This window comes from Mesorhizobium sp. M1088 (assembly GCF_040318575.1).
GTDB lineage: Bacteria > Pseudomonadota > Alphaproteobacteria > Rhizobiales > Rhizobiaceae > Mesorhizobium.
In genome coordinates this window covers 1-19,144 of the sequence record NZ_JAMYMO010000038.1, presented here as the reverse complement: position 1 = coordinate 19,144, position 19,144 = coordinate 1, and the positions used below count along the sequence as shown (strand labels likewise).

Below are 19,144 nucleotides of genomic sequence, written 5' to 3'. Positions count from 1 at the left end.
CCCCATGCGCAAGAAGCTTCGCTTCCTTTCGTCCACCGCGCTCGCGTTTCTTCTCACCGTCCCGGCCCACGCAGCGGGCTCCGGCATGCCTTGGGAACAGCCGCTGCAGCAGATCCTTGAGTCGGTGCAGGGACCGGTCGCCAAGATCGTCGCGGTGATCATCATCATCACCACCGGCCTGACCCTTGCTTTCGGTGACACGGCAGGCGGTTTTCGCCGGCTGATCCAGATTGTCTTCGGCCTGTCGATCGCCTTCGCGGCATCGAGCTTCTTTCTCTCCTTCTTCTCCTTCGGCGGCGGGGCACTCGTCTGATGGCCACCGGAGATCAGCATATCGAGGGTTTCGAAGTCCCCGTTCACAGGGCATTGACTGAGCCGATCCTGCTGGGCGGCGCGCCGCGAGCGGTGGCGATCCTCAACGGCACGGTGGCCGCGGCAATAGGCCTTGGCCTGCAGCAGTGGATCGCCGGACTGGCGCTCTGGATCGCCGGCCACACGCTCGCGGTCTTTGCCGCTCGCCGCGATCCGGACTTCGCCAGCGTGCTTGTCCGTCATCTTCGCCTGAAGGGGTGGCTTGCATGCTGAACCTTTCGGAGTATCGAGGCAAAGCCGATCGGCTTGCCGATCATCTGCCCTGGGCCGCTTTGGTCGCGCCCGGCATTGTGCTCAATAAAGACGGTAGCTTCCAGCGAACCTTCCGGTTCCGTGGCCCCGACCTTGAAAGCGCTACCGAAGCCGAATTGGTCGGCATCTGCGCACGAGCCAACAATGCGCTACGAAGGTTGGGCTCCGGATGGGGGTTGTTTTTCGAGGCCGAGCGCGTTGAAGCGCTGGGCTATCCGAGGTCGGCTTTTCCCGATGCTGCCTCATGGCTGGTCGATGAGGAACGGCGCGCGGCCTTCGAGGGCAAGGTCGCGCACTTCGAGAGTCGCTATCATCTGACCTTGGTCTTCATGCCGGCGCCAGATGGCCAGGCGCGGGCGGAAAGCGCACTGGTCGACTCGCATCACTCGGGAGGGGCTAGAGACTGGCGCCAGGAGGTGGCGTGGTTTCGCGACGAGACCGACCGCGTCGTGGATTTGCTGTCCGGCTTCATGCCGGAAGTGCGCGCCCTCGATGATGCCGAGACGCTAACCTATCTGCACGGCACAATCTCGACCTACCGCCATCCGGTCGCCATGCCGGAAACGCCAATGTATCTCGACGGTGTTCTGGTTGACGCGCCGCTTACCGGCGGCCTGGAGCCGATGCTGGGTGAGCAGCATCTGTGCACCCTCACCATCCTTGGTTTCCCGAACGTCACCCGGCCAGGGATCCTCGACGCGCTCAACCATCAGGATTTCGCCTATCGCTGGATGACGCGCTTCATCCCGCTCGACAAGACGGAAGCCACAAAGACACTGACCCGGTTGCGGCGGCAGTGGTTTGCCAAGCGCAAATCGATCGTCGCGATCCTCCGCGAGGTTGTGACCAACGAACCGGTCCCGCTCGTCGACAGCGATGCCGACAACAAGGCGCTTGATGCCGACGAAGCACTTCAGGCGTTGGGCGGCGATCATGTCGGCTTCGGCTATCTCACCACTACCGTGACGGTGTGGGACGAGGATCGCCAAGCCGCCGCGGAGAAACTTCGCGCGGTCGAGCGCATCGTCAACGGACTCGGCTTCACCACAATCCGTGAAAGCGTCAATGCGGTCGAGGCGTGGCTCGGCTCGTTGCCCGGCCATGTCTATGCCAACGTTCGCCAGCCGCTCATTCATACATTGAACCTTGCCCATCTCATGCCGCTATCGTCGGTTTGGGCCGGTCCGGCGACAAACGAGCATCTCGCGAAAGTCACCCGGATCGAAGCACCGTCGCTTCTTGTTGCCGAGACCAGCGGGTCGACCCCGTTTCGGCTTTCCACCCATGTCGACGATGTCGGTCACATGCTGATCGTTGGTCCAACTGGTGCCGGCAAGTCGGTTCTGCTTGCCCTCATCGCTCTGCAGTTCCGCCGCCATGCCGGCGCACAGGTTTATGTCTTCGACAAGGGCAACTCGGCTCGCGCGGCGACACTCGCCATGGGTGGAGACCACCATGGGCTTGGTGCGGACGGTGCGCTTGCCTTCCAACCGCTGCGCAATGTCAACGACCGGGCTGTCCGCAGCTGGGCAGCCGAATGGATCGCCGGCCTCATCGCCCATGAGAATGTCACCGTCACGCCGGAGGTGAAGGAGGCAATCTGGTCGGCACTCACCAGCCTTGCCACCGCGCCGGCGCAGGAACGCACGGTGACGGGCCTCTCGGTTCTGCTTCAGTCCAATGGGCTCAAGGCCGCGTTGATGCCCTACACGCTCGACGGTCCCTTCGGCCGGCTGCTCGATGCCGATGAAGATCGGCTGGCTTTGTCGGATGTGCAGTGTTTCGAGACCGAAGAGCTGATGCACCAGGATGGCGCCGTGCTGCCGGTGCTCACCTATCTCTTCCATCGTCTCCAGGAGCGGTTCGACGGGCGGCCGACGCTGCTTATGCTCGACGAGGCTTGGGTTTATCTCGACAACCCGCTCTTTTCCGCCCGCATCCGCGAATGGCTGAAGGTGCTGCGAAAGAGGAACGTGTCGGTGATCTTCGCCACGCAGTCGCTTGCCGACATCGCTGGCTCTTCCATCGCGCCGGCGATCATCGAGAGTTGCCCACAGCGCATTTTTCTTCCCAATGACCGTGCCGTGGAACCGCAGGCGCGGGTGGCCTATGAGCGATTTGGTCTGAACGAGCGGCAGATAGAACTGGTCGCCCGGGCGACGCCGAAGAGGCAATACTATCTGCAGTCGCGCCGCGGCAACCGGCTCTTCGAGCTCGGGCTCGGCCCGATCACGCTTGCGCTTTGCGGAGCCTCCGACCCGGCCACGCAGACCCTGATCGACAGGGTCCTGTCGGAGCACGGACAGGACAGCTTTGCCGCCCGGTTCCTGGGTGCGCGCGGCCTCGATTGGGCTGCCGAGCTTCTCCAGCAATTCCCTCAACCAGACAAGGAGCAATCGTCATGATGCGGCGCCGCCTTCTCACCAGCCTGATCACCATTTCCCTAATCGCAAAACCGATGGCCGACTACGTCCAGCCGGCCCACGCCCTAATCGTGTTCGATCCGTCGAATTATGCGCAGAACGTGCTGACAGCGGCACGTTCCCTGGAGCAGATAAACAACCAGATCCAGTCGCTTCAGAACCAGGCGACCATGCTGCAGAACATGGCGCGCAACCTTCAGCGCCTGGATTTCTCTTCCGTGGGCCAGCTCACAGGTTCGCTCCAACGGATCGACGGCCTGATGACCCAGGCCAGCGGCCTGAGCTTCGATCTCGACAAGCTTCAGAACCAGTGGCGTGTGCAATATCCGGAAAGCTACGACGCCACAATCGAGGTCAGCGATGTGGCGAGCGCCGCGCGCGAGCGCTGGCAAAACGCCATGCAGGCGTTCCGCCAAACCATGAGCGCGCAGTCGCAGATCGTGGAGAACGTGCGGGCCGACGGCGACCTGCTTACCGACCTCGTCAACCGCAGTCAGGGCGCGGCAGGTGCCCTTGAGGCAAGCCAGGCCACCAATCAGCTGATCGCGCTTTCGACCAAGCAGCAGATGCAGATCCAGACGCTGCTCGCGACCCAGTTCCGGGCTGAAGCCGAAGATGCTGCCCGCAAGGCGCAGTCCGAGGAAGCCGCCCGCGAGACGACGAAGCGTTTCCTGGGCACCGGTACGGCCTATCCCGGCAACTGATCAGCAGTTCTTCAAGACAACGAGGAAGGCGGCGACATGAATGACCTCGGCGTCATCGATCGCTTCATGGAGACTTTTACCCGCTATATTGATAGCGGGTTCGGTCTGCTTTCGGGCGACGTCGCCTTTCTCACCACCATCCTGATCGGCATCGACATCACGCTGGCAGGCCTGGTCTGGGCGTTCGGCGGCGAGCCCAATGTTCTTGGCCGGCTTGTCCGAAAAGTGCTCTATGTCGGCGCCTTCGCCTTCATCCTGAACAATTTTAAGAACCTCGCCGACATCATCTACCATTCCTTTGCCGGGCTCGGCATCAACGCATCGGCCGGCAATCTGTCCGCCGACAGTCTCCTGCGGCCAGGCCGCATTGCCGCGGCCGGCTTCGAGGGCGCCTGGCCGCTGCTCAATCAAGCGAGCCAGCTAGTCGGCTTCCCCGAGATCTTTGGCAACGCGCTGACCATCTTCGTGCTGCTTCTCGCCTGGTTCCTGGTCCTCATCGCCTTCTTCATTCTTTCAATTCAGCTCTTCATCACCATCCTGGAGTTCAAACTCACCACATTGGCCGGTTTTGTTCTAGTGCCTTTCGCGCTCTGGAACCGCTCGGCGTTTCTGGCCGAGCGCGTGCTCGGCAATGTGATCTCGTCGGGCATTAAGGTGATGGTGCTTGCTGTCATCGTCGGCATCGGCTCCACGCTCTTCGGCGAGTTCGCTTCCGCGCTGCAAGGCAAGGAGCCGGACTTGGCCGCGGCCATGTCACAGGTACTGGGCGCGTTGGCGCTGCTTGGGCTCGGCATTTTCGGGCCGGGAATTGCCTCGGGTCTTGTCTCGGGCGCGCCGCAGCTTGGCGCGGGAGCCGCACTCGGAACCACCGCGGCGGCCGCCGGATCAACGCTCGTTGCCGGAGGTGCGGCGCTTGCCGGCGCTCGCATGGCAACCGGCGGCGGTCTCGCCGCCGTTCGAGCCGGCACGGCCATGGGATCGGCTGCTTCCACAGCTTGGCAGATGGGGCGTGCAACATCGCCCGAGTCCGGCCTCTCCGGCGTAGCTGCTGGACTGCAAGGCGTTGCCGGCGCAGCTGCCGGCGCCGCGATGCGGGGAATGCGATCTGCAACAGAACCATTCCGGCGCAGCGCCGATGCCGGCCGCGATGCCGCCTGGACCGCGGCGGGCGGCACGCCGACCGCATCAATGACCGGAAACCCTGCCGCGTCAGGTGCCAATGCCGCGCCGGCGTGGGCGAGGCGCTTGCGTTCCGAACAGACCGCGCGCGCCCATCGCCACGCCGCCACGCAGGCCGTCCGCGATGGCGATCGGGGTGGAAGCGGCGCCAACCCCTCTCTCAACGATAAGGAAGACTAGATGCTCTTCAAGCGACCAGTTCAACGTTACGGGAAGACGCCCCACCCCGTCACACCATACCAGAAGGCCGCCCAACTTTGGGACGAGCGCATCGGCACTGCGCGCGTGCAGGCAAGGAACTGGCGCCTGATGGCCTTTGGCTGCCTCGCTCTGGCCACCGGGCTCTCTGGTGGACTCTTGTGGCAGTCGATGCAGGGCCGCGTTGTGCCTTATGTTGTCGAGGTCGACCGCTTCGGTGAGACACGGGCTGTCGCGCCGGCAATCCAAACCTACGAGCCCACCGATGCCCAGATCGCCTGGCATCTCGGCCGCTTCATCCAGAATGTCCGCTCTGTTTCCACCGATGCGGTGTTAGTGCGGCAGAATTGGCTGTCGGCCTACGACTTTGCCACCGACCGTGGAGCCCTCTTTCTCAACGAGTACGCTAAGGCCAACGACCCGTTCGGCAAGATCGGGACGCGCAGCGTCTCGGTGCGGGTGACGAGCGTGGTTCGAGCGTCCGACAGCTCCTATCAAGTCAAATGGACCGAGCAGGTCTTTGAGCGCGGCAGCCTCGCCAGCACAACGCGTTGGACCGGGATCCTCACCATTGTGATCCGGCCACCGAACAATACCGATCAGCTGCGCAAAAACCCGCTCGGCGTCTTCATCAACGCAATCGACTGGTCGCGCGAGCTCGACAGTGCCGCGCAAACTTCCGTTCCCCCAAAGGAGCCCGCCAATGATAAATAGACTCTCGTCTCTCCGCACTGCGCTGATCCTGTCGGCGTCGGCTGCGGTCATTTCCGCCTGTGCCTCGAAGCCGGTGCCGCCGCCGCAGATTTCCTATGACCATGCTGACTTCAAGCCGGCCGCGATTGAGAAGGCGCCGGGGAAGCCCGTCAAAGTCGTGGAAGTGCCGAAACCGCTGCCGCTGCCTGGCCAGTTGCAGCCCGAGCCGGGCAAGGCTGCTGAAGACAAGCGCTCGCCTGAAGAACGTGTCGCCGATGCCAACAAGGCGGCGACGCAGCAACCCACCAAATATGGCTATGTGAATGCGGTGCAGGTTTACCCCTTTGCCGAAGGCGCGCTCTACCAGCTCTATGCCGCACCGGAGCGCGTCAGCGATATCGCTCTGCAGTCAGGCGAGAAACTCCAATCCGTGTCGGCCGGCGATACAGTGCGCTGGGTAATTGGCGACACCGTCAGTGGCTCCGGCGATGACCAGCGCACCCATGTGCTGGTGAAGCCCTTCGCGCCAGGACTTGCCACCAATCTGGTGATCACCACGGACCGGCGAAGCTATCACCTGCAGCTTCAAAGCACGGATAAGACCGCCATGGCGGCAATCTCCTGGACCTACAGCGAGGACCAGATCATCGCGCTACGCCGGCGCAATGCGCAGGCCGAGGCTGCTATGCCAGTGGCGTCGAATGTGGCTCTCGAAAATATTCGCTTCCGCTATTCGATTACCGGCGACATGCCGCCCTGGAGGCCGACGCGCGCGTTCGATGATGGCAGCAAGGTCTACATCGAGTTCCCGCGCCGCATCGATCAGGGCGAGGCGCCGCCGCTCTTCATCGTCGGTGCTGACGGGGACAACCAGCTCGTCAACTACCGCATCCGGGGCAACTATTACATCGTCGATCGCCTCTTCGCCGCGGCCGAACTGCGCCTCGGCGCCAAGCAGCAGCACGTGGTGCGCATCACGAGGACGGACGGCAGGCAAGCGCCGCGGCGGATATTGCTCTTTTCGCGGTCCAGCAGGTGAGGGACGGCCCATGACGGATACTTCCCGCTCCGATGCTCCACCGAAACTCGATCCAGAACAGCTCCAGCTGCGGGCCTCGCCCCGCCGCGCTGTGCGCTTCAAGCGCGGCATTATTGTCGCCGTTGCAGCTGTTGGTTGCGGCACCGTTCTAGGCGTCACCATGATGGCGCTGCAGGGACCGGCGCTGCGCATCAAAGAGCAGGCTGAAGAGCTTTACAACACTGAGCGAAAGCCAACCGCGGAGGCAATTGAAAGGCTGCCTAAGGACTATTCCGGGATCAAGCCCAAGCCTCCGGTGCTTGGACCACCGCTCCCCGGCGACCTCGGCCGCCCCATCCTTGAGCACCAACGCAAGCTGGGCATCGCGCCGGACCAGGAGGTTTCGGCGGAGGAGCAGCGCCTTGCACAGCAGGCGATGGAGGCGCGCGAATCGCAAGTCTTCTTCCGGATCGAAAATCGACCCCGGCAAGCAGATGCCGCCGGCAACGGGCAGGGCGGGCGTCCACCCTTTGAGGCAACGGCTCCACAATCCGATGCCGCACGCGATTCAGCTTCCGTTGCACCGGCCGAGGGCGACCAAAACAATCAACAGCGCAAGCTCGATTTTGTCAGCCAGCGGAACACAAGTGGAATCTACAATCTGCATGCACTGCAGACGCCGGCTTCGCCCTATCAGCTGATGGCCGGCAGCGTCATCGCAGCGAGCCTGATCACTGGCATCAATTCCGACTTGCCCGGCCTCGTCGTCGCACAGGTCACCGAGAATGTGCAGGACACAGTCACCGGCAGCACCTTGCTCATTCCGCAAGGCTCTCGCCTGATTGGCACCTATGACAGCGTTGTTGCCTTTGGACAAAGGCGCGCGCTGCTGGTCTGGCAACGGATACTGCTGCCCGACGGCTCTTCGATCGAAATTGACAATCTGCCGGCAACAGACACTGCCGGCTATGCGGGGCTTGAGGACAAGGTGGATTTCCATACCTGGCAGCTGATCAAAGGCGTTGCGCTGGCCACCTTGCTAGGGGTCGGCACGGAGCTGAGCCTCGGGGAAGAGGAAAGCGACCTGGTCAAAGCAATCCGCGAATCCGCTCAGCAGAACGTCAGTCAAGCTGGCCAGCGCATCACCGAGAAGAACCTCAATATCCAACCCACCATCACTGTCCGGCCCGGTTGGCCACTGCGCGTCATCGTGCACAAAGATCTTGTGCTGCGGCCGTACCCGAATTGACTGGAGTCATCATGACCAATCTGAAACTCGGCAAACTTCCGGATCGGACACCTTCGAAGATCACCATAAGCGTAAGTGCAGACATGAACCAAGCACTGAAGGACTATGCGGCGCTTTATCGTCAGACCTATGGCGAGTCCGAATCGGTAGCGGAACTGATCCCGTTCATGCTGGCGGAGTTCCTGGAGAGCGATCGAGCGTTTGCCAAGGCCAGAAAGGAAGTCGACAAGTCAGAGAAATCGCGGCAGCCAATTTCAGGGTCCGAATAAGTGACAGCGACCAGTGAGTCCGAGGGGGCACCTTTCTAGGCGGGCAAATGCATTGAAGCAATTTGCCGGCGACAAGCCGAAACATAGGGCACAATAGACGAGCTGATCTGCCCCGAACCAATGCCAGCTCTGCGCCGCAAATAGGACATTCGTCGGCCGCCAGAGGCCCTCCGAAAAGCGGACGTTCTCTGCGTGATTATCGTTGATCCGATACGTGGCCTCTTTGACTGCACACGCTGATCAACGTCAATGCAAAATATCTCCGTCTGCGCTGCATCGCGATAAGCAGCGGCGCTACAGTGAGCACCATCCAAGCTTTTCCGATGGCTTGACCCACGATGTAGTCTGGCTCTCCAAAAGCGATCTGAACGAATATTACGCTGTCCAGCAGCAGACCGACGACACTGCTCGCGACGGACGCGAGCACCAACCCGCGTCGTCGCAATCCTGTGAAAACCAGCAGATCAATCATCTCCGCAATCAAGAACGATGAAACGGAGGCGACGGCCTAGAATGGCGACGCGATTACCGCGGCAATGGCGCCACATTAACACGGCAGCGGCCGCCCAGCTAAGCCCAAGCGATTCCTGAACTAGGTCCCGAAGTACGAAGGCTAGGTCTGCAAGCAGGACTCCTGATGGTGCCAGGATGCCGGGCCACACCGGGAAGAGACACGGCCCATCGGGGACGCAAAAAGTGCCAACGTGTGCGATGAGCCAGTCCGCCGCCGGCACACAGCCGATGAAGGCTGCTAGAGAAACCCACCCCGCCGCGCGGTTCAGTCCGATGAAACTAGATATCGGACGCATCATTCTCGCCGGCTTCGCCATAAAATGACGAGGTGTCGACCGTCATATCTTGGATGACCGGCACTTCGTCGACCAGACTGCCATGAAAGGTTCCGGGGAAACTCTCAGACGTCTCCAACGGATCTGCGGTGTCCATTCCGTAACGCAGGACGACATACCAGGTCAGCGGTCCCTGGAAGTCGTTGCCGTCAAAACGGATCTCTTTCTCAAATGTCTCTATGGTGTCGACCTGGGTGGACGATGAAAGCGCGTCGAGGTCTGACCAAGCTTGCGTTTCCTGGTAATCCTTGGCCTGGACCGCTTCTATGACCTGCTGCCGCCGCGCGGTTGTGTTGTCATTCATATCCGTCACCCGATCATTGCGGTGCCGATGCCGATGCGTTCGACATAGCGCCACTTCAACATTTCGCAGAGGCCTACTATGTCCGGATAGATGTGACTGTGATCCACACCCATCTTGAAGAGCGTTCTGCGGAACCTGGGCCTCATTGCTGATGGTATGACGAACTTATCAGAGTTCTCCGGCACCCAGGCTCTGTCCGGCTGGTGATGAACCGAGAAGAGGCCCCGTTGGTTCACTATCCTGGGAGCCGACTTTGCCGGGACAAGAAACATCACGCGATCGATCGTGAAAGGGTCTGGGTTCTTCAACGGGTCAACAATGTCGTCGGCGGGAATATTGACCGCATGCACGACTGCATCGTCTTTTGGATTTCCGCTCGATATCGCAAAATAGCAAGCCACCAACGGGTTAGTGGTCCAATCGAGCAGACGCGTCGGAAGGCCATGATGTTGAGCAACAGCAAGCCAATTCCAGGCGCCGGTGACGGGTAGCTGGAACATCGGCTCGGCGGACTGCTGAAATGCTCGAAAGACCCTTTCCTCGTTAATGGCAGAATATACCGCAGGTGGTCGTCCGACGGTCGGAATGTGCTCATGCAATACCGAGCCGCATCCGCGAAACACGCGCATCGGATGCGCCTTTGCGTCAATGAACTCTATGAATTTCATCCACCGCGCCTGAGTGTCGCGGACCATCTCCTCAAACCTCTCCGGGCCGGGCGCGCCGTGCGGACGCCTGTCGGCCACGTAGGGAGATGTCTTGCGAGGCGGCAATGTCATTGCGACGGGACCTTCATCGCGTGGTAGAGTGCGGTTGGGTAATCGCCCGCGATTCGCGAGGCTGGAAAGCACAGCTCAACCGTGCGCCGATCGCGCTCGGGCCAGAACACAACCTTCGGCTCACCTACCTGCTCACGAATTTCTGCGCTGAGTGCGATGTTCTCGCTTGATCCCATGATCAGGAGGTCGATCGGCCCTTTCGCCTTGTCTTGGTCTATGAACGCGAAGGCTGGCGCTCCGCCCAGGGTCTCGATCCAACCTTGCGTTTGAACAACCAGCGACTTTGCCTCAAAGCAACCGACACCAAGGACCCGCAAACGTTGTTCGTTCATCCGACTGACACGAAGCTGCGACAGGTTCTCCGCAGAAACCAGGGGCAGTCGAGCATCCTCGATGAAATGTGCGATGCTCCTTGCCGCAAAATCAGCTGCTTCCGCAGGTTCCAGTCCGCGTTCGCCCCACGCATGCGCAAAGGCGGCCGCAAGAACGTCTCCGACGCCAATCCGGAAGTAACTCTCAGCGTTGTAGCTGGGAATGGAAATGGGGGGGCCGCCGAAGAACACCTGGATACCTCCCAACCGATCCCGGCACAGCAGAACCTGTGGAGACGGCTTTGAGTCAAAAATGTTGTCGGCTGCCTGCGTAAGTTTCTCCGGAGTTGGCATTGCCCCGCGTCCGAAGCCGCCGAAACCGAGGAGTTCCTCGCTTGACACGATCATCGCCAACCTCTCAGCCGTCGATCCATTTTTGTGGTATGGCTCGTAAGAATTCTGAGGGTCGTAGACGACAGTTCGGCCTTCTACCTTTGCGCTGCCCTCCATAAACCCGAAGCGCAACACGACGTCGCCTTGCAGTTCCAAAGCTGCTTCCTGCTGATCGACGTCCAGCGCGTCAGGGATGAACGACTTCTGCAACGTATCGAGATACTCGAAAATCAGCTCGTGCTCGGTCGGTACTAGGTTCCCGACGATGCCAAAACTGGAGAGCGTTGCCTTGGCGTCATCTCTCCAGATCGAGGGCACATAGGTGTGGAGCACGGTATCGTCCGATAGCCCGCTAGCCGCAATGGCCGCGCGCATCCCTGATCCGAACAATCGTTCCCACTTGGGATACTGGCAGCGTTCAAGATAGGTCGAGCCGGCGATGATCATTATGCCCTCTCCACCGCTACAGAACACCGAGAGGCAGAAACGAACTGTATGGTCGCGATGTAGCGCGCCCCACCCTCAACGCAGCCGATCAGCTGTGCCAGACCTTGAAACGCAGCGAGCGTCCCCACGATCTCGCCGGCATTCGTTGCGCAAACGAGGCTGCGCCATTGGCCATTCATCGAAATCTGAACGATGAGCTCGTCGCCCTTCTCCAGTCCTGGTACCTCGTCTGGTCTGAAACCTACGAGATCCAGTTCAAAACTCAGATCGCAGCCGTCTTCGAGCACCACGGGCTTGCGATTGGTCGCGGCCTGGCGGGCGCCGCTCGGTGCATAGCCCCCCATCAGGCCGCTCCTCTCTTGGATCGAGGGTAAGTCGTCTCCACGCACTCACGATGTTTGAGGCAGCCATTGCACTGACCGCAGGCATACTCGTGGACATGACAGGAAAAGGTAAGGCCGATCAGCTCGTATGGGAAACCTGAGGTGCGCAGAAGCGTCTTCGTCGACATTCGCCGCGCCGGCGCGCTGACGCGCACCTGCCCCTCCTGAAGCGCGAGGGTGCGATCGAGCGCCTTCAGGAACGGCGCCTTTCCATCAGCATGATGGTCCGTCGACACGGAACCGAGAAGGATCTCGGTCAGACCTTCGGGCATGAATTTCATCGCCGCAAGCGTCACCAGCATCTGGTTGCGGTATGGCCAGAACTCCGCCGCTGAGGCACCAGGCGCCTCATCCTTCCCAGCCATCGCACCCGATCCAAGCGGAGTGAGATCGGCGCAGATCGTGCGATGCTCAAGACCGATCCGGCTGCACAGCGCGGCTGATGCGGCAATCTCCCCATTGGCGGCGCGCTGACCATAGTTGATCGTGACACACAGTTCCGGCCGCAGCCACCAGGCCAGCGCCGAAGAGTCCAGCCCACCGGAGAACAGCAGCGCCCTCATCTCATGGAACTCCAAATCGCCTGGTAGATCGCGGTCGTGAAATCGCCAGTGATCAGACAGCCGGTGCCTTCCAGCATTGTGAGACTTTCGGGACGCGGTGATTCAGCCAGCGCAACCACCGGAATTCCGAGATTTCGAGCGTACCCGACCTCGAAAAGAGTGCCCGCGTCTTCCCCGTCAATGACCGCGAGAACCGCGTTGCAAGTGCGGAGGCCCTTCAAATCCTGGCCGGCGATGTATTCAGCGCCACCGTGCGAGCCCACCTCATGGATGGGCGAGAACGTTTGTCCGCCCAACATCTCCAGGCAGCCTCGCATCTCATCGACAAGCCACCGCTGCGCCAGCGTGAAAAAAGGCGCAGCAATATACACGTGACCGGCCGTTCCCTCGGCAGGGCATCGCGTCAGCTCTTCGACGCCTTCGAGCAAAACCTGTGGTTCACGCGTTGAGACGTACCGGGCAACGGCGCGAGAGGCGAAATCCGCCGCCTGTGCTGCCGGCCAATCCCGCTCGCCCCATAGATGAGCGAACACCGCGCTGAAAATATCGCCAGACCCCAACTTGAAAACGGTTTCGGATCGGTAGGCGGGCAACTGCACATTTCCGCCGGGCTGAATGACGACAACTCCGAACGGGCCGCGTTTGACCACAATCACGTCGGCCTTGAAGCGATCACGCACGGTCTCATACGACCAGATGTCGCGTCCGTCTTCGCCCGCGCCGTATTCGAGCTCCGCCTCGTTGAGAACGATCGCGAGTTCCTTTGCAGTGGAACCGTTGGCGTGAAAGAGCAACGCCGCCGAAGGATGCTGCGGGTCGTAAATCGCCCGCCTGGCACCGATGACGGCGTCACCCTCGACCATCCCAAAGCGCAGCACGACATCGCCAGTCGCGGAAAGCGATGGAAGCTGCTTGCCAGGAGCGCCGATGAGCTCCGAAAACGATAACGGGTGGAAATAGTGGAAGGCAATATCGGAGGTAATCTCACGCAGATCCGTCGTCACGCCAAGCCCGTGCATCGTTTGGCGGACATCTTCGGCCCAACCGGTATAGGTGTAAGCCGTCAGGTGAGAGTCAGGTGAAAGCGCGGACAAAGCTACGGCGGCTCGCCCTGCTGAGCCGAAAATGCGCGACCAGTAGGGACGAACGCACTCCTCGCGGTAGACGCCACCGACAATGATCATGGTGTGCGACCACCAACGACATGACAGTGGCCCGAGCCGATTTCTGTGACCTCCACGCTATAGCGCACGCCGGCTTCTAGGCATTCGAGGAATGTTGCGTACTTCTCGAAAGCGTTGAACGATCCAACGATCACGCCATCAGACCTGATGGCTACAGCGACAGGGTGTCGATCCCGGAACTCTATATCTACCCGAAGAATGTCACCCTTCTTCAGTGCAACGAGCGCAGGAAGCCGAATGCCCTGCAGGTCAGTGTCGATGCGAATGTCGCATCGATCCGCTCCTTCTACTCCCCCCAAGCCAAGGCCGAGCTTGCTCTTGCTCGCTGTCGGCGCGCTCGAATGATCGGCGTTCCTGTTACCACCTGTCGGTATTCGCTTCCCAGCCATCGAATCAAGCCTCCCATTTCGAAGATTAGGAGGTTGCTCGATCGAAGGTAAGCGGGTCAGCCGAACAGTATGCGCATATCCCGCCACATAATTGCGTCTAGAAGGGAGGCCCTGACCTGGATCGCCCGAGCGAACTCAAGGAATTTCTTTTCAAGCGCCTCATAATCTTTTGGAAGGCGATATTTTGTGGGAAACAATCCCATCAACTCACCGGCCCGAAGGACATGAATATCAAGAATAGCGACCTCGTCGCTACCCAACCAGTTCCGCACAATCCAAGAAGCTGTCTTGGGGCCAATCCCGGGTAGTTCCAAGAGCTGCCGACGAAGGACAATCGGATCATCGGTTTCCGGCGGCTTCTCTCGGATCGCATTCAGCGCGACGTGCAGACGGTCGGCCCGCTGCCGCGGATAGCGGTATTTGTGCCGCCTACCCTCCACTAGCAGCGGCATGCTGAGCAAATCCTCGATTTCATGCCGGGAAGGGACCGGGTTCGCGGAGAATACGCCCGCCTCGTAGAGATGCTCCCAAGCGGCGCGGTTCAGCTCCATTTTCACGCCGTATCCGCCGAGCAAGCAGAAAGCCAAGTCTTCAGCCAGTGGCGTGCCTTTCGGGCTGATGTAGTCCTCAGGGTCATCGGCCTCGAACTCGGCCATCTTTGACCAGTACGCGGGACTTCCTGCCCAACCACTAAGCCCAAAGCGGACGCCCGGAAGAACTTCGTCCTCCGGGCCAAAACGACGAGACGTTTCCGAACTAGCGATCATGTTCGCAAATCTATATGTATTCCATATGCAAAGCAAGATTCCGGATATTGCCCGCAGGATTGATCTCAAGCGACGCGAGACCTCCATGACACAGATGGACCTAGCGGCTTGCCTTAATGTCGACCAAGGCCACTTATCGAAAGTTCTTGCTGGAAAAGAGCCTGTCTCGACGAAAATGCGACTTCGCATGGCCAGTCTGTTGAACTCTTGGCCGGCGCCGAGATCGGCTGACCCGGCACTCGAAGCTGAACTCATCTCAGAGCTACGCAGATCGCCGATCTTCCGAGAGTTTATTCGCGCAGCGCTCAAAATGCATAAATCGTAATGTCACAATATGCATTCGTAGCACCGATACTGGATTCGAGCGCAGAATTTCGCGGGCAACACGGTCTGCGAAGCCCCCGAATTCGAGTCGAGCTATCCAAGTTGAGCATGGCCAACATAGAGAGCGGTCAGACACAAACCGCTCTTGTCTGGGATGAGGTTTTTGGAGCGTTGTGAGGGAGGCTTCAGCAAACATGATCGCCAACGTAGCTAACCCGCGTTGGATTCGGTCGCATCACCGGCAATTTTGTCAGCGAATCGTCGTCGCACCCGCTACAACCGCCGTCAGGCTAAGCAACGACGCTCGGAAATCGGAGAGGTAGACTTGAAGCTTACACGTCTCAAAATTCGCAATTTCCGAAACTTCAAAAACCTGGACGTCCAGCTCGACGGAAGTGCCGTCATTGTCGGCGAGAACCGGGTCGGAAAAAGCAATCTGCTGTACGCACTCAGGCTGATTTTTGACCCGACGCTTCCAGACAGCGCAAGGCAACTCACGCTGGCGGATTTTTGGGACGGAGTGGCGACGCCAAGCGCAACCGACACGATCTCGGTCTCGGTTGAAATACAAGATTTCGAAAGCGATCTCGACGTTCTGCGCGTCCTGACAGATTTCCGCTTGGACGCCGATCCGTCCATTGTCCGCCTCTCCTACGAGTTTCGCCCGCTCGCCAACCTCCCCGGCGCTCCTGCATCCGACGATGATTACGAGTTCATCTGCTTCGGTGGAGAGAGTGAAACCAAGACATTCGGTCACGACGTTCGGCGACGAATAGTGATGGACTTGCTTCCTGCACTCAGAGACGCAGAGGCCGACCTGTCAAACTGGCGACGCTCTCCGCTAAGGCCTCTGGTCGAATCGGCGTTCGGCAGTGTTGACCGCGACGACCTAGAAGCCATCAAGGACGCGATCGAGACGGCTACCGCGCAGCTGACCGACTTCGATGCCGTAGATGAACTAGAAGACGATCTTCGGACACTCTTCCTGCAGCTCAGTGGTACCAAGCAAGATGTGAAACCGAGCCTTGGATTTGGAGCAACCGACATTGCCCGCGTGTATCGTAACGTCAGGCTGCTGATCGACGACGGCAAGCGGACGATTTCAGACGCCAGCCTCGGTTCATCGAACATCGTTTTCGTCGCGCTAAAGGCACTGGAGCTCAAGCGCCAGATCGACGAGAACAAGAGAGATCACACGCTCTTCGCCATCGAGGAGCCCGAGGCGCATCTCCATCCACACCTGCAGCGATCCGTCTATCGGCACCTGTTCACTGGCCTTGCTGGGCGAGATGATGTGGGCTCCATATCGATATTTCTGACAACGCATTCTCCGCATATCGCGAGCATCGCGCCCCTGAATTCCATCGTTTTGCTGAAGGATGCATTTAACGAGGGAACCGTAGCCACATCCGCCGCGCAGATGACCCTTACGACCACCGAGCGCGACGATCTTGCGCGATACCTGGACGTAACGCGCGCGGAAATCCTATTTGCACGCGGTATCGTTCTGGTCGAAGGAGATGCCGAGAAGTTTCTCGTTCCCGAGTTCGCAAAACAGTTGAATATCGACCTCGACAAGCTGGGGATTTCGATCTGCTCGGTCGCGGGAACGAATTTTAGGCCCTACGTGAAGTTCTTGACCTCCCTCGGGATTCCGATTGCCGTAATCACCGACTGGGATCCTGCACCAGGAAAAACACCGCTAGGCATCGCCCGCGCAACAAAGCTGTGTCTTCTGATCGAAGGACTTAAAGATGGAGGCAATGTTGCGGGCCTCAGAGATGAGATCAAGCGGGTCAACGATGATGAGGATGAAGACGACCTCGCGGAGAAATTCGAGGAGTTCGGCATCTTCACCAATGCGCACACGCTGGAAGTGGACCTCTTCAAGGGGGAGTTCGCAGACGAAATCCTGGACGTACTCGACACCGTCCAGTTCGGACCCACTCGAAAACAGAAGATATCTGATTGGCGCGCCGACAACAGCGACCTCGACGTCGACGAGTATCTCAAGATGATCGAGATGCCAGGAAAAGGCCGCTTTGCCCAGCGCCTCGCTTCCAAGATAGCCGGCATTGAACCGCCCGCATACATCCGCAAAGCGCTGGAGTTCGTGGCGGCCCGTGTCTAGCCCAAAGATCTATCTCCGAGCCGCCGAGGACCTTCGTGAGAATGAAGGTCAGTGGGACGCCTATGATTCAACCGGGCACTGTGTTGTTCTCGCCGGCCCGGGAAGCGGCAAGACCAAGATACTGACCCTTAAGCTAGCGAGAATGCTCGCCGAGGATGTAGAAGAGCCCCGCGGAATAGCGTGCATCACCTACAACAACGAGTGTGCGCGAGAGCTTGAGGACCGCCTCAGCGCCTTGGGGGTCGAACCCAGCAAACGCGTCTTCATCGGCACGGTTCACTCCTTCTCGCTGACGCAGATCATTCTCCCTTACGCAAAAGTCGCGCGGATGGGCTTGCCAGACGACTTTCAAGTTGCGACGCGGGCAGAGCGGGCACTTGCATTAGACAGAGCTTATCGGCGCATAGGCGGGGGACCGCAGAACCCGCAAAATTTGGATTTCCCGATGGGGACATACCGCCGTTCGATCCTGAACCGGGAAACGGCCCAGTGGCGAGAATCAGACCCAAGGATGGCGGCGCTCGTGGAAGCGTTTGAAGCTGAATTGCGATCGCTCGAACGCATCGACTTCGACGACATGCCCCTGTTGGCAGTTCGCGCACTACGGCAGCATGATTGGCTGCAGAGAGCGGTACTCGCCAAATATCCCATACTTGCTGTAGACGAGTATCAGGATCTGGGTCGAGCTCTACACCGTATGGTAATGGGCTTTTGCTTCAGCACTGGAATGCGCCTATTCGCGGTCGGAGATGTCGATCAGTCGATTTACGGATTTAACGGTGCGAATCCCGAACTGCTCCAGCAGATAGCCGATCGCACAGACGTTGAGACGGTGCAACTTCGCTTGAACTACCGCAGTGGGTCGCGGATCATCACAGCCTCCACTTATGCCTTGGGAGAAGACCGAGGTTACCAGGCAGCCGAAGGCTCGCCAGAGGGAGCAGTCTATTTCCACCCTCGGCCCGGAGGGAGCTATGATCAGCAGGCAAGCTATGTCTTCGATACGCTTCTACCGGCCATTCAAGAGAGATTACCGGACATCGGGATTGGCGACGTTGCCCTCGTGTATCCCGCGGCATGGATCGGGGATGCTTTGGCAACGGCTGCCGCGGCACGTTCCGTCGCGATACTGCGAACCGACGGGAACTCCATATACCCGCGCAACAGCCGCTTGATGAGATGGATCGAGCTATGCGCAGAATGGTGTTGTGGCGGGTGGCGAACCGGCGTGCCACGTTTCATCAGAGTCGCGAACGAAGGATCGAGGTTCTTTTCCGAGGAGCTGCCTGACGAAATTGCGCAGCTGGAATTCCAGAGACAGCTCGTTCAGTTTCTTTGGGATCGCCGCGATGCGACAGTGCACCTGCGCGACTGGCTCGAAAGCCTGTATACGGAGCTCCTGTCCGGCCTGCTCACCGGCGCTCGGTCTCTCCAGGACGAACGCGAGACGTTCCTGACGTTTTTGGACCGATGCACGGATGGAGACTGCAGCCACATGGTCCTGTCGGAGTTCGCCGGACAGAGTGACGGAGATCACCTCAAGCTGACTACGCTACACAGCTCGAAGGGGCGCGAATTTTCAGCCGTGGTTATGTTCGGAATGGATGAAGGCAGAATACCCCGCACGGGTGACTCGGGTCGAAGACTTGTCGAGGCACGACGGCTCTTCTACGTCGGGTTCACCAGGGCAAAGCGGGAGGTGCATATCGTGTATTCCGCGCACAATCCCTCGCAATTTGTCACCGAGGTGGAGGAGCGACTTATAGGCTAGCTGCGTGGTTTGTGGATCATAGTAAGTCTGCCGTTTGGTTTTTTCCCATCTGTCGAGGTTTCAAGGAGTCTGCTTTCGCCAGCGACCAACCGATAGTGTTGAAAAAGTCCGGGTTGCAGCAGTCCTGAAGCACTTCTCTATTCGGCATGTTGAGGTCAAGCGCTTTCGAGCTTGCGGCTTCTCCGGCGTTTGA

20 protein-coding genes are annotated in these 19,144 nt (G+C 59.7%); 11 read left to right on the top strand and 9 right to left on the bottom strand.

What is annotated here, in order from left to right:
* The first annotated feature begins 4 nt into the window (after positions 1–4).
* From NKH49_RS28165 to NKH49_RS28125, 9 genes are read left to right on the top strand one after another with little or no spacing between them, the layout of a single operon-like run.
* Complete coding sequence (locus NKH49_RS28165) at positions 5–313, top strand: TrbC/VirB2 family type IV secretion system protein (RefSeq protein WP_352528997.1); 309 nt, start codon at positions 5–7, stop codon at positions 311–313.
* Positions 313–585, top strand: a complete 273-nt coding sequence (locus tag NKH49_RS28160; RefSeq protein ID WP_352928878.1) for a VirB3 family type IV secretion system protein — start codon at positions 313–315, stop codon at positions 583–585. Before NKH49_RS28165 ends, NKH49_RS28160 begins: the two co-directional genes overlap by 1 nt.
* Positions 579–3,029, top strand: coding sequence for a conjugal transfer protein TrbE (trbE, locus tag NKH49_RS28155; protein WP_352928876.1), 2,451 nt, complete (start codon positions 579–581; stop codon positions 3,027–3,029). The genes NKH49_RS28160 and trbE overlap by 7 nt, the downstream gene beginning before the upstream one ends.
* Positions 3,026–3,751, top strand: a complete 726-nt coding sequence (gene trbJ / locus NKH49_RS28150) for a P-type conjugative transfer protein TrbJ (RefSeq protein ID WP_352928874.1) — start codon at positions 3,026–3,028, stop codon at positions 3,749–3,751. The genes trbE and trbJ overlap by 4 nt, the downstream gene beginning before the upstream one ends.
* A gap of 36 nt (positions 3,752–3,787) precedes the next feature.
* Positions 3,788–5,110 carry a P-type conjugative transfer protein TrbL gene (gene trbL, locus NKH49_RS28145; RefSeq protein WP_352928872.1) on the top strand — a complete coding sequence of 441 codons (1,323 nt, stop codon included), beginning with the start codon at positions 3,788–3,790 and terminating at the stop codon, positions 5,108–5,110.
* Complete coding sequence (trbF, locus tag NKH49_RS28140) at positions 5,111–5,842, top strand: conjugal transfer protein TrbF (RefSeq protein ID WP_352928870.1); 732 nt, start codon at positions 5,111–5,113, stop codon at positions 5,840–5,842.
* Positions 5,832–6,860, top strand: coding sequence for a P-type conjugative transfer protein TrbG (gene trbG, locus NKH49_RS28135; RefSeq protein ID WP_352928868.1), 1,029 nt, complete (start codon positions 5,832–5,834; stop codon positions 6,858–6,860). Before trbF ends, trbG begins: the two co-directional genes overlap by 11 nt.
* Before the next feature lie 10 nt (positions 6,861–6,870).
* Positions 6,871–8,088, top strand: a complete 1,218-nt coding sequence (locus tag NKH49_RS28130) for a TraB/TrbI/VirB10 family type IV secretion system protein (protein ID WP_352928866.1) — start codon at positions 6,871–6,873, stop codon at positions 8,086–8,088.
* 11 nt (positions 8,089–8,099) lie between these two features.
* Positions 8,100–8,357: a DUF2274 domain-containing protein gene (locus NKH49_RS28125; protein ID WP_352622081.1), complete on the top strand. Its 258-nt coding sequence runs from the start codon at positions 8,100–8,102 to the stop codon at positions 8,355–8,357.
* Between the two features lie 196 nt (positions 8,358–8,553).
* Here NKH49_RS28125 and NKH49_RS28120 read toward each other — a convergent pair whose 3' ends face one another.
* The 9 genes from NKH49_RS28120 to NKH49_RS28080 all read right to left on the bottom strand — a co-directional run bounded on the left by NKH49_RS28120 (position 8,554) and on the right by NKH49_RS28080 (position 14,725).
* Positions 8,554–8,829: a VUT family protein gene (locus NKH49_RS28120; protein ID WP_352928864.1), complete on the bottom strand. Its 276-nt coding sequence runs from the start codon at positions 8,827–8,829 to the stop codon at positions 8,554–8,556.
* Positions 8,830–9,149: 320 nt separating this feature from the next.
* Positions 9,150–9,509, bottom strand: coding sequence for a pPIWI-associating nuclease domain-containing protein (locus NKH49_RS28115; protein ID WP_352706185.1), 360 nt, complete (start codon positions 9,507–9,509; stop codon positions 9,150–9,152).
* Between the two features lie 5 nt (positions 9,510–9,514).
* On the bottom strand, positions 9,515–10,177 hold the full coding sequence (locus tag NKH49_RS28110; protein ID WP_352706183.1) for an FRG domain-containing protein: 663 nt from the start codon (positions 10,175–10,177) through the stop codon (positions 9,515–9,517).
* Positions 10,178–10,284: 107 nt separating this feature from the next.
* Positions 10,285–11,439 (bottom strand): hypothetical protein, encoded by a 1,155-nt coding sequence (locus NKH49_RS28105; protein WP_352706181.1) that lies wholly within the window; start codon positions 11,437–11,439, stop codon positions 10,285–10,287.
* Positions 11,439–11,783 (bottom strand): hypothetical protein, encoded by a 345-nt coding sequence (locus NKH49_RS28100; RefSeq protein ID WP_352706179.1) that lies wholly within the window; start codon positions 11,781–11,783, stop codon positions 11,439–11,441. Before NKH49_RS28100 ends, NKH49_RS28105 begins: the two co-directional genes overlap by 1 nt.
* Positions 11,783–12,385, bottom strand: coding sequence for a 7-cyano-7-deazaguanine synthase (locus NKH49_RS28095; protein ID WP_352928861.1), 603 nt, complete (start codon positions 12,383–12,385; stop codon positions 11,783–11,785). Before NKH49_RS28095 ends, NKH49_RS28100 begins: the two co-directional genes overlap by 1 nt.
* Positions 12,382–13,569: a nucleoside 2-deoxyribosyltransferase gene (locus tag NKH49_RS28090; protein ID WP_352928859.1), complete on the bottom strand. Its 1,188-nt coding sequence runs from the start codon at positions 13,567–13,569 to the stop codon at positions 12,382–12,384. The genes NKH49_RS28095 and NKH49_RS28090 overlap by 4 nt, the downstream gene beginning before the upstream one ends.
* Positions 13,566–13,958, bottom strand: a complete 393-nt coding sequence (locus tag NKH49_RS28085) for a hypothetical protein (RefSeq protein ID WP_352928857.1) — start codon at positions 13,956–13,958, stop codon at positions 13,566–13,568. The genes NKH49_RS28090 and NKH49_RS28085 overlap by 4 nt, the downstream gene beginning before the upstream one ends.
* A gap of 56 nt (positions 13,959–14,014) precedes the next feature.
* A complete protein-coding gene (locus tag NKH49_RS28080; protein WP_352928856.1) occupies positions 14,015–14,725 on the bottom strand; it encodes an endonuclease III domain-containing protein in 711 nt (236 codons plus the stop codon).
* A 649-nt stretch (positions 14,726–15,374) separates the two neighbouring features.
* Between NKH49_RS28080 and NKH49_RS28075 the strand changes: the two genes are divergently transcribed.
* Together NKH49_RS28075 and NKH49_RS28070 are read left to right on the top strand one after the other, a co-directional pair.
* A complete protein-coding gene (locus NKH49_RS28075; RefSeq protein ID WP_352928854.1) occupies positions 15,375–17,180 on the top strand; it encodes an ATP-dependent nuclease in 1,806 nt (601 codons plus the stop codon).
* Positions 17,173–18,951: an ATP-dependent helicase gene (locus NKH49_RS28070; RefSeq protein WP_352928852.1), complete on the top strand. Its 1,779-nt coding sequence runs from the start codon at positions 17,173–17,175 to the stop codon at positions 18,949–18,951. Before NKH49_RS28075 ends, NKH49_RS28070 begins: the two co-directional genes overlap by 8 nt.
* Positions 18,952–19,144 lie beyond the last annotated feature (193 nt).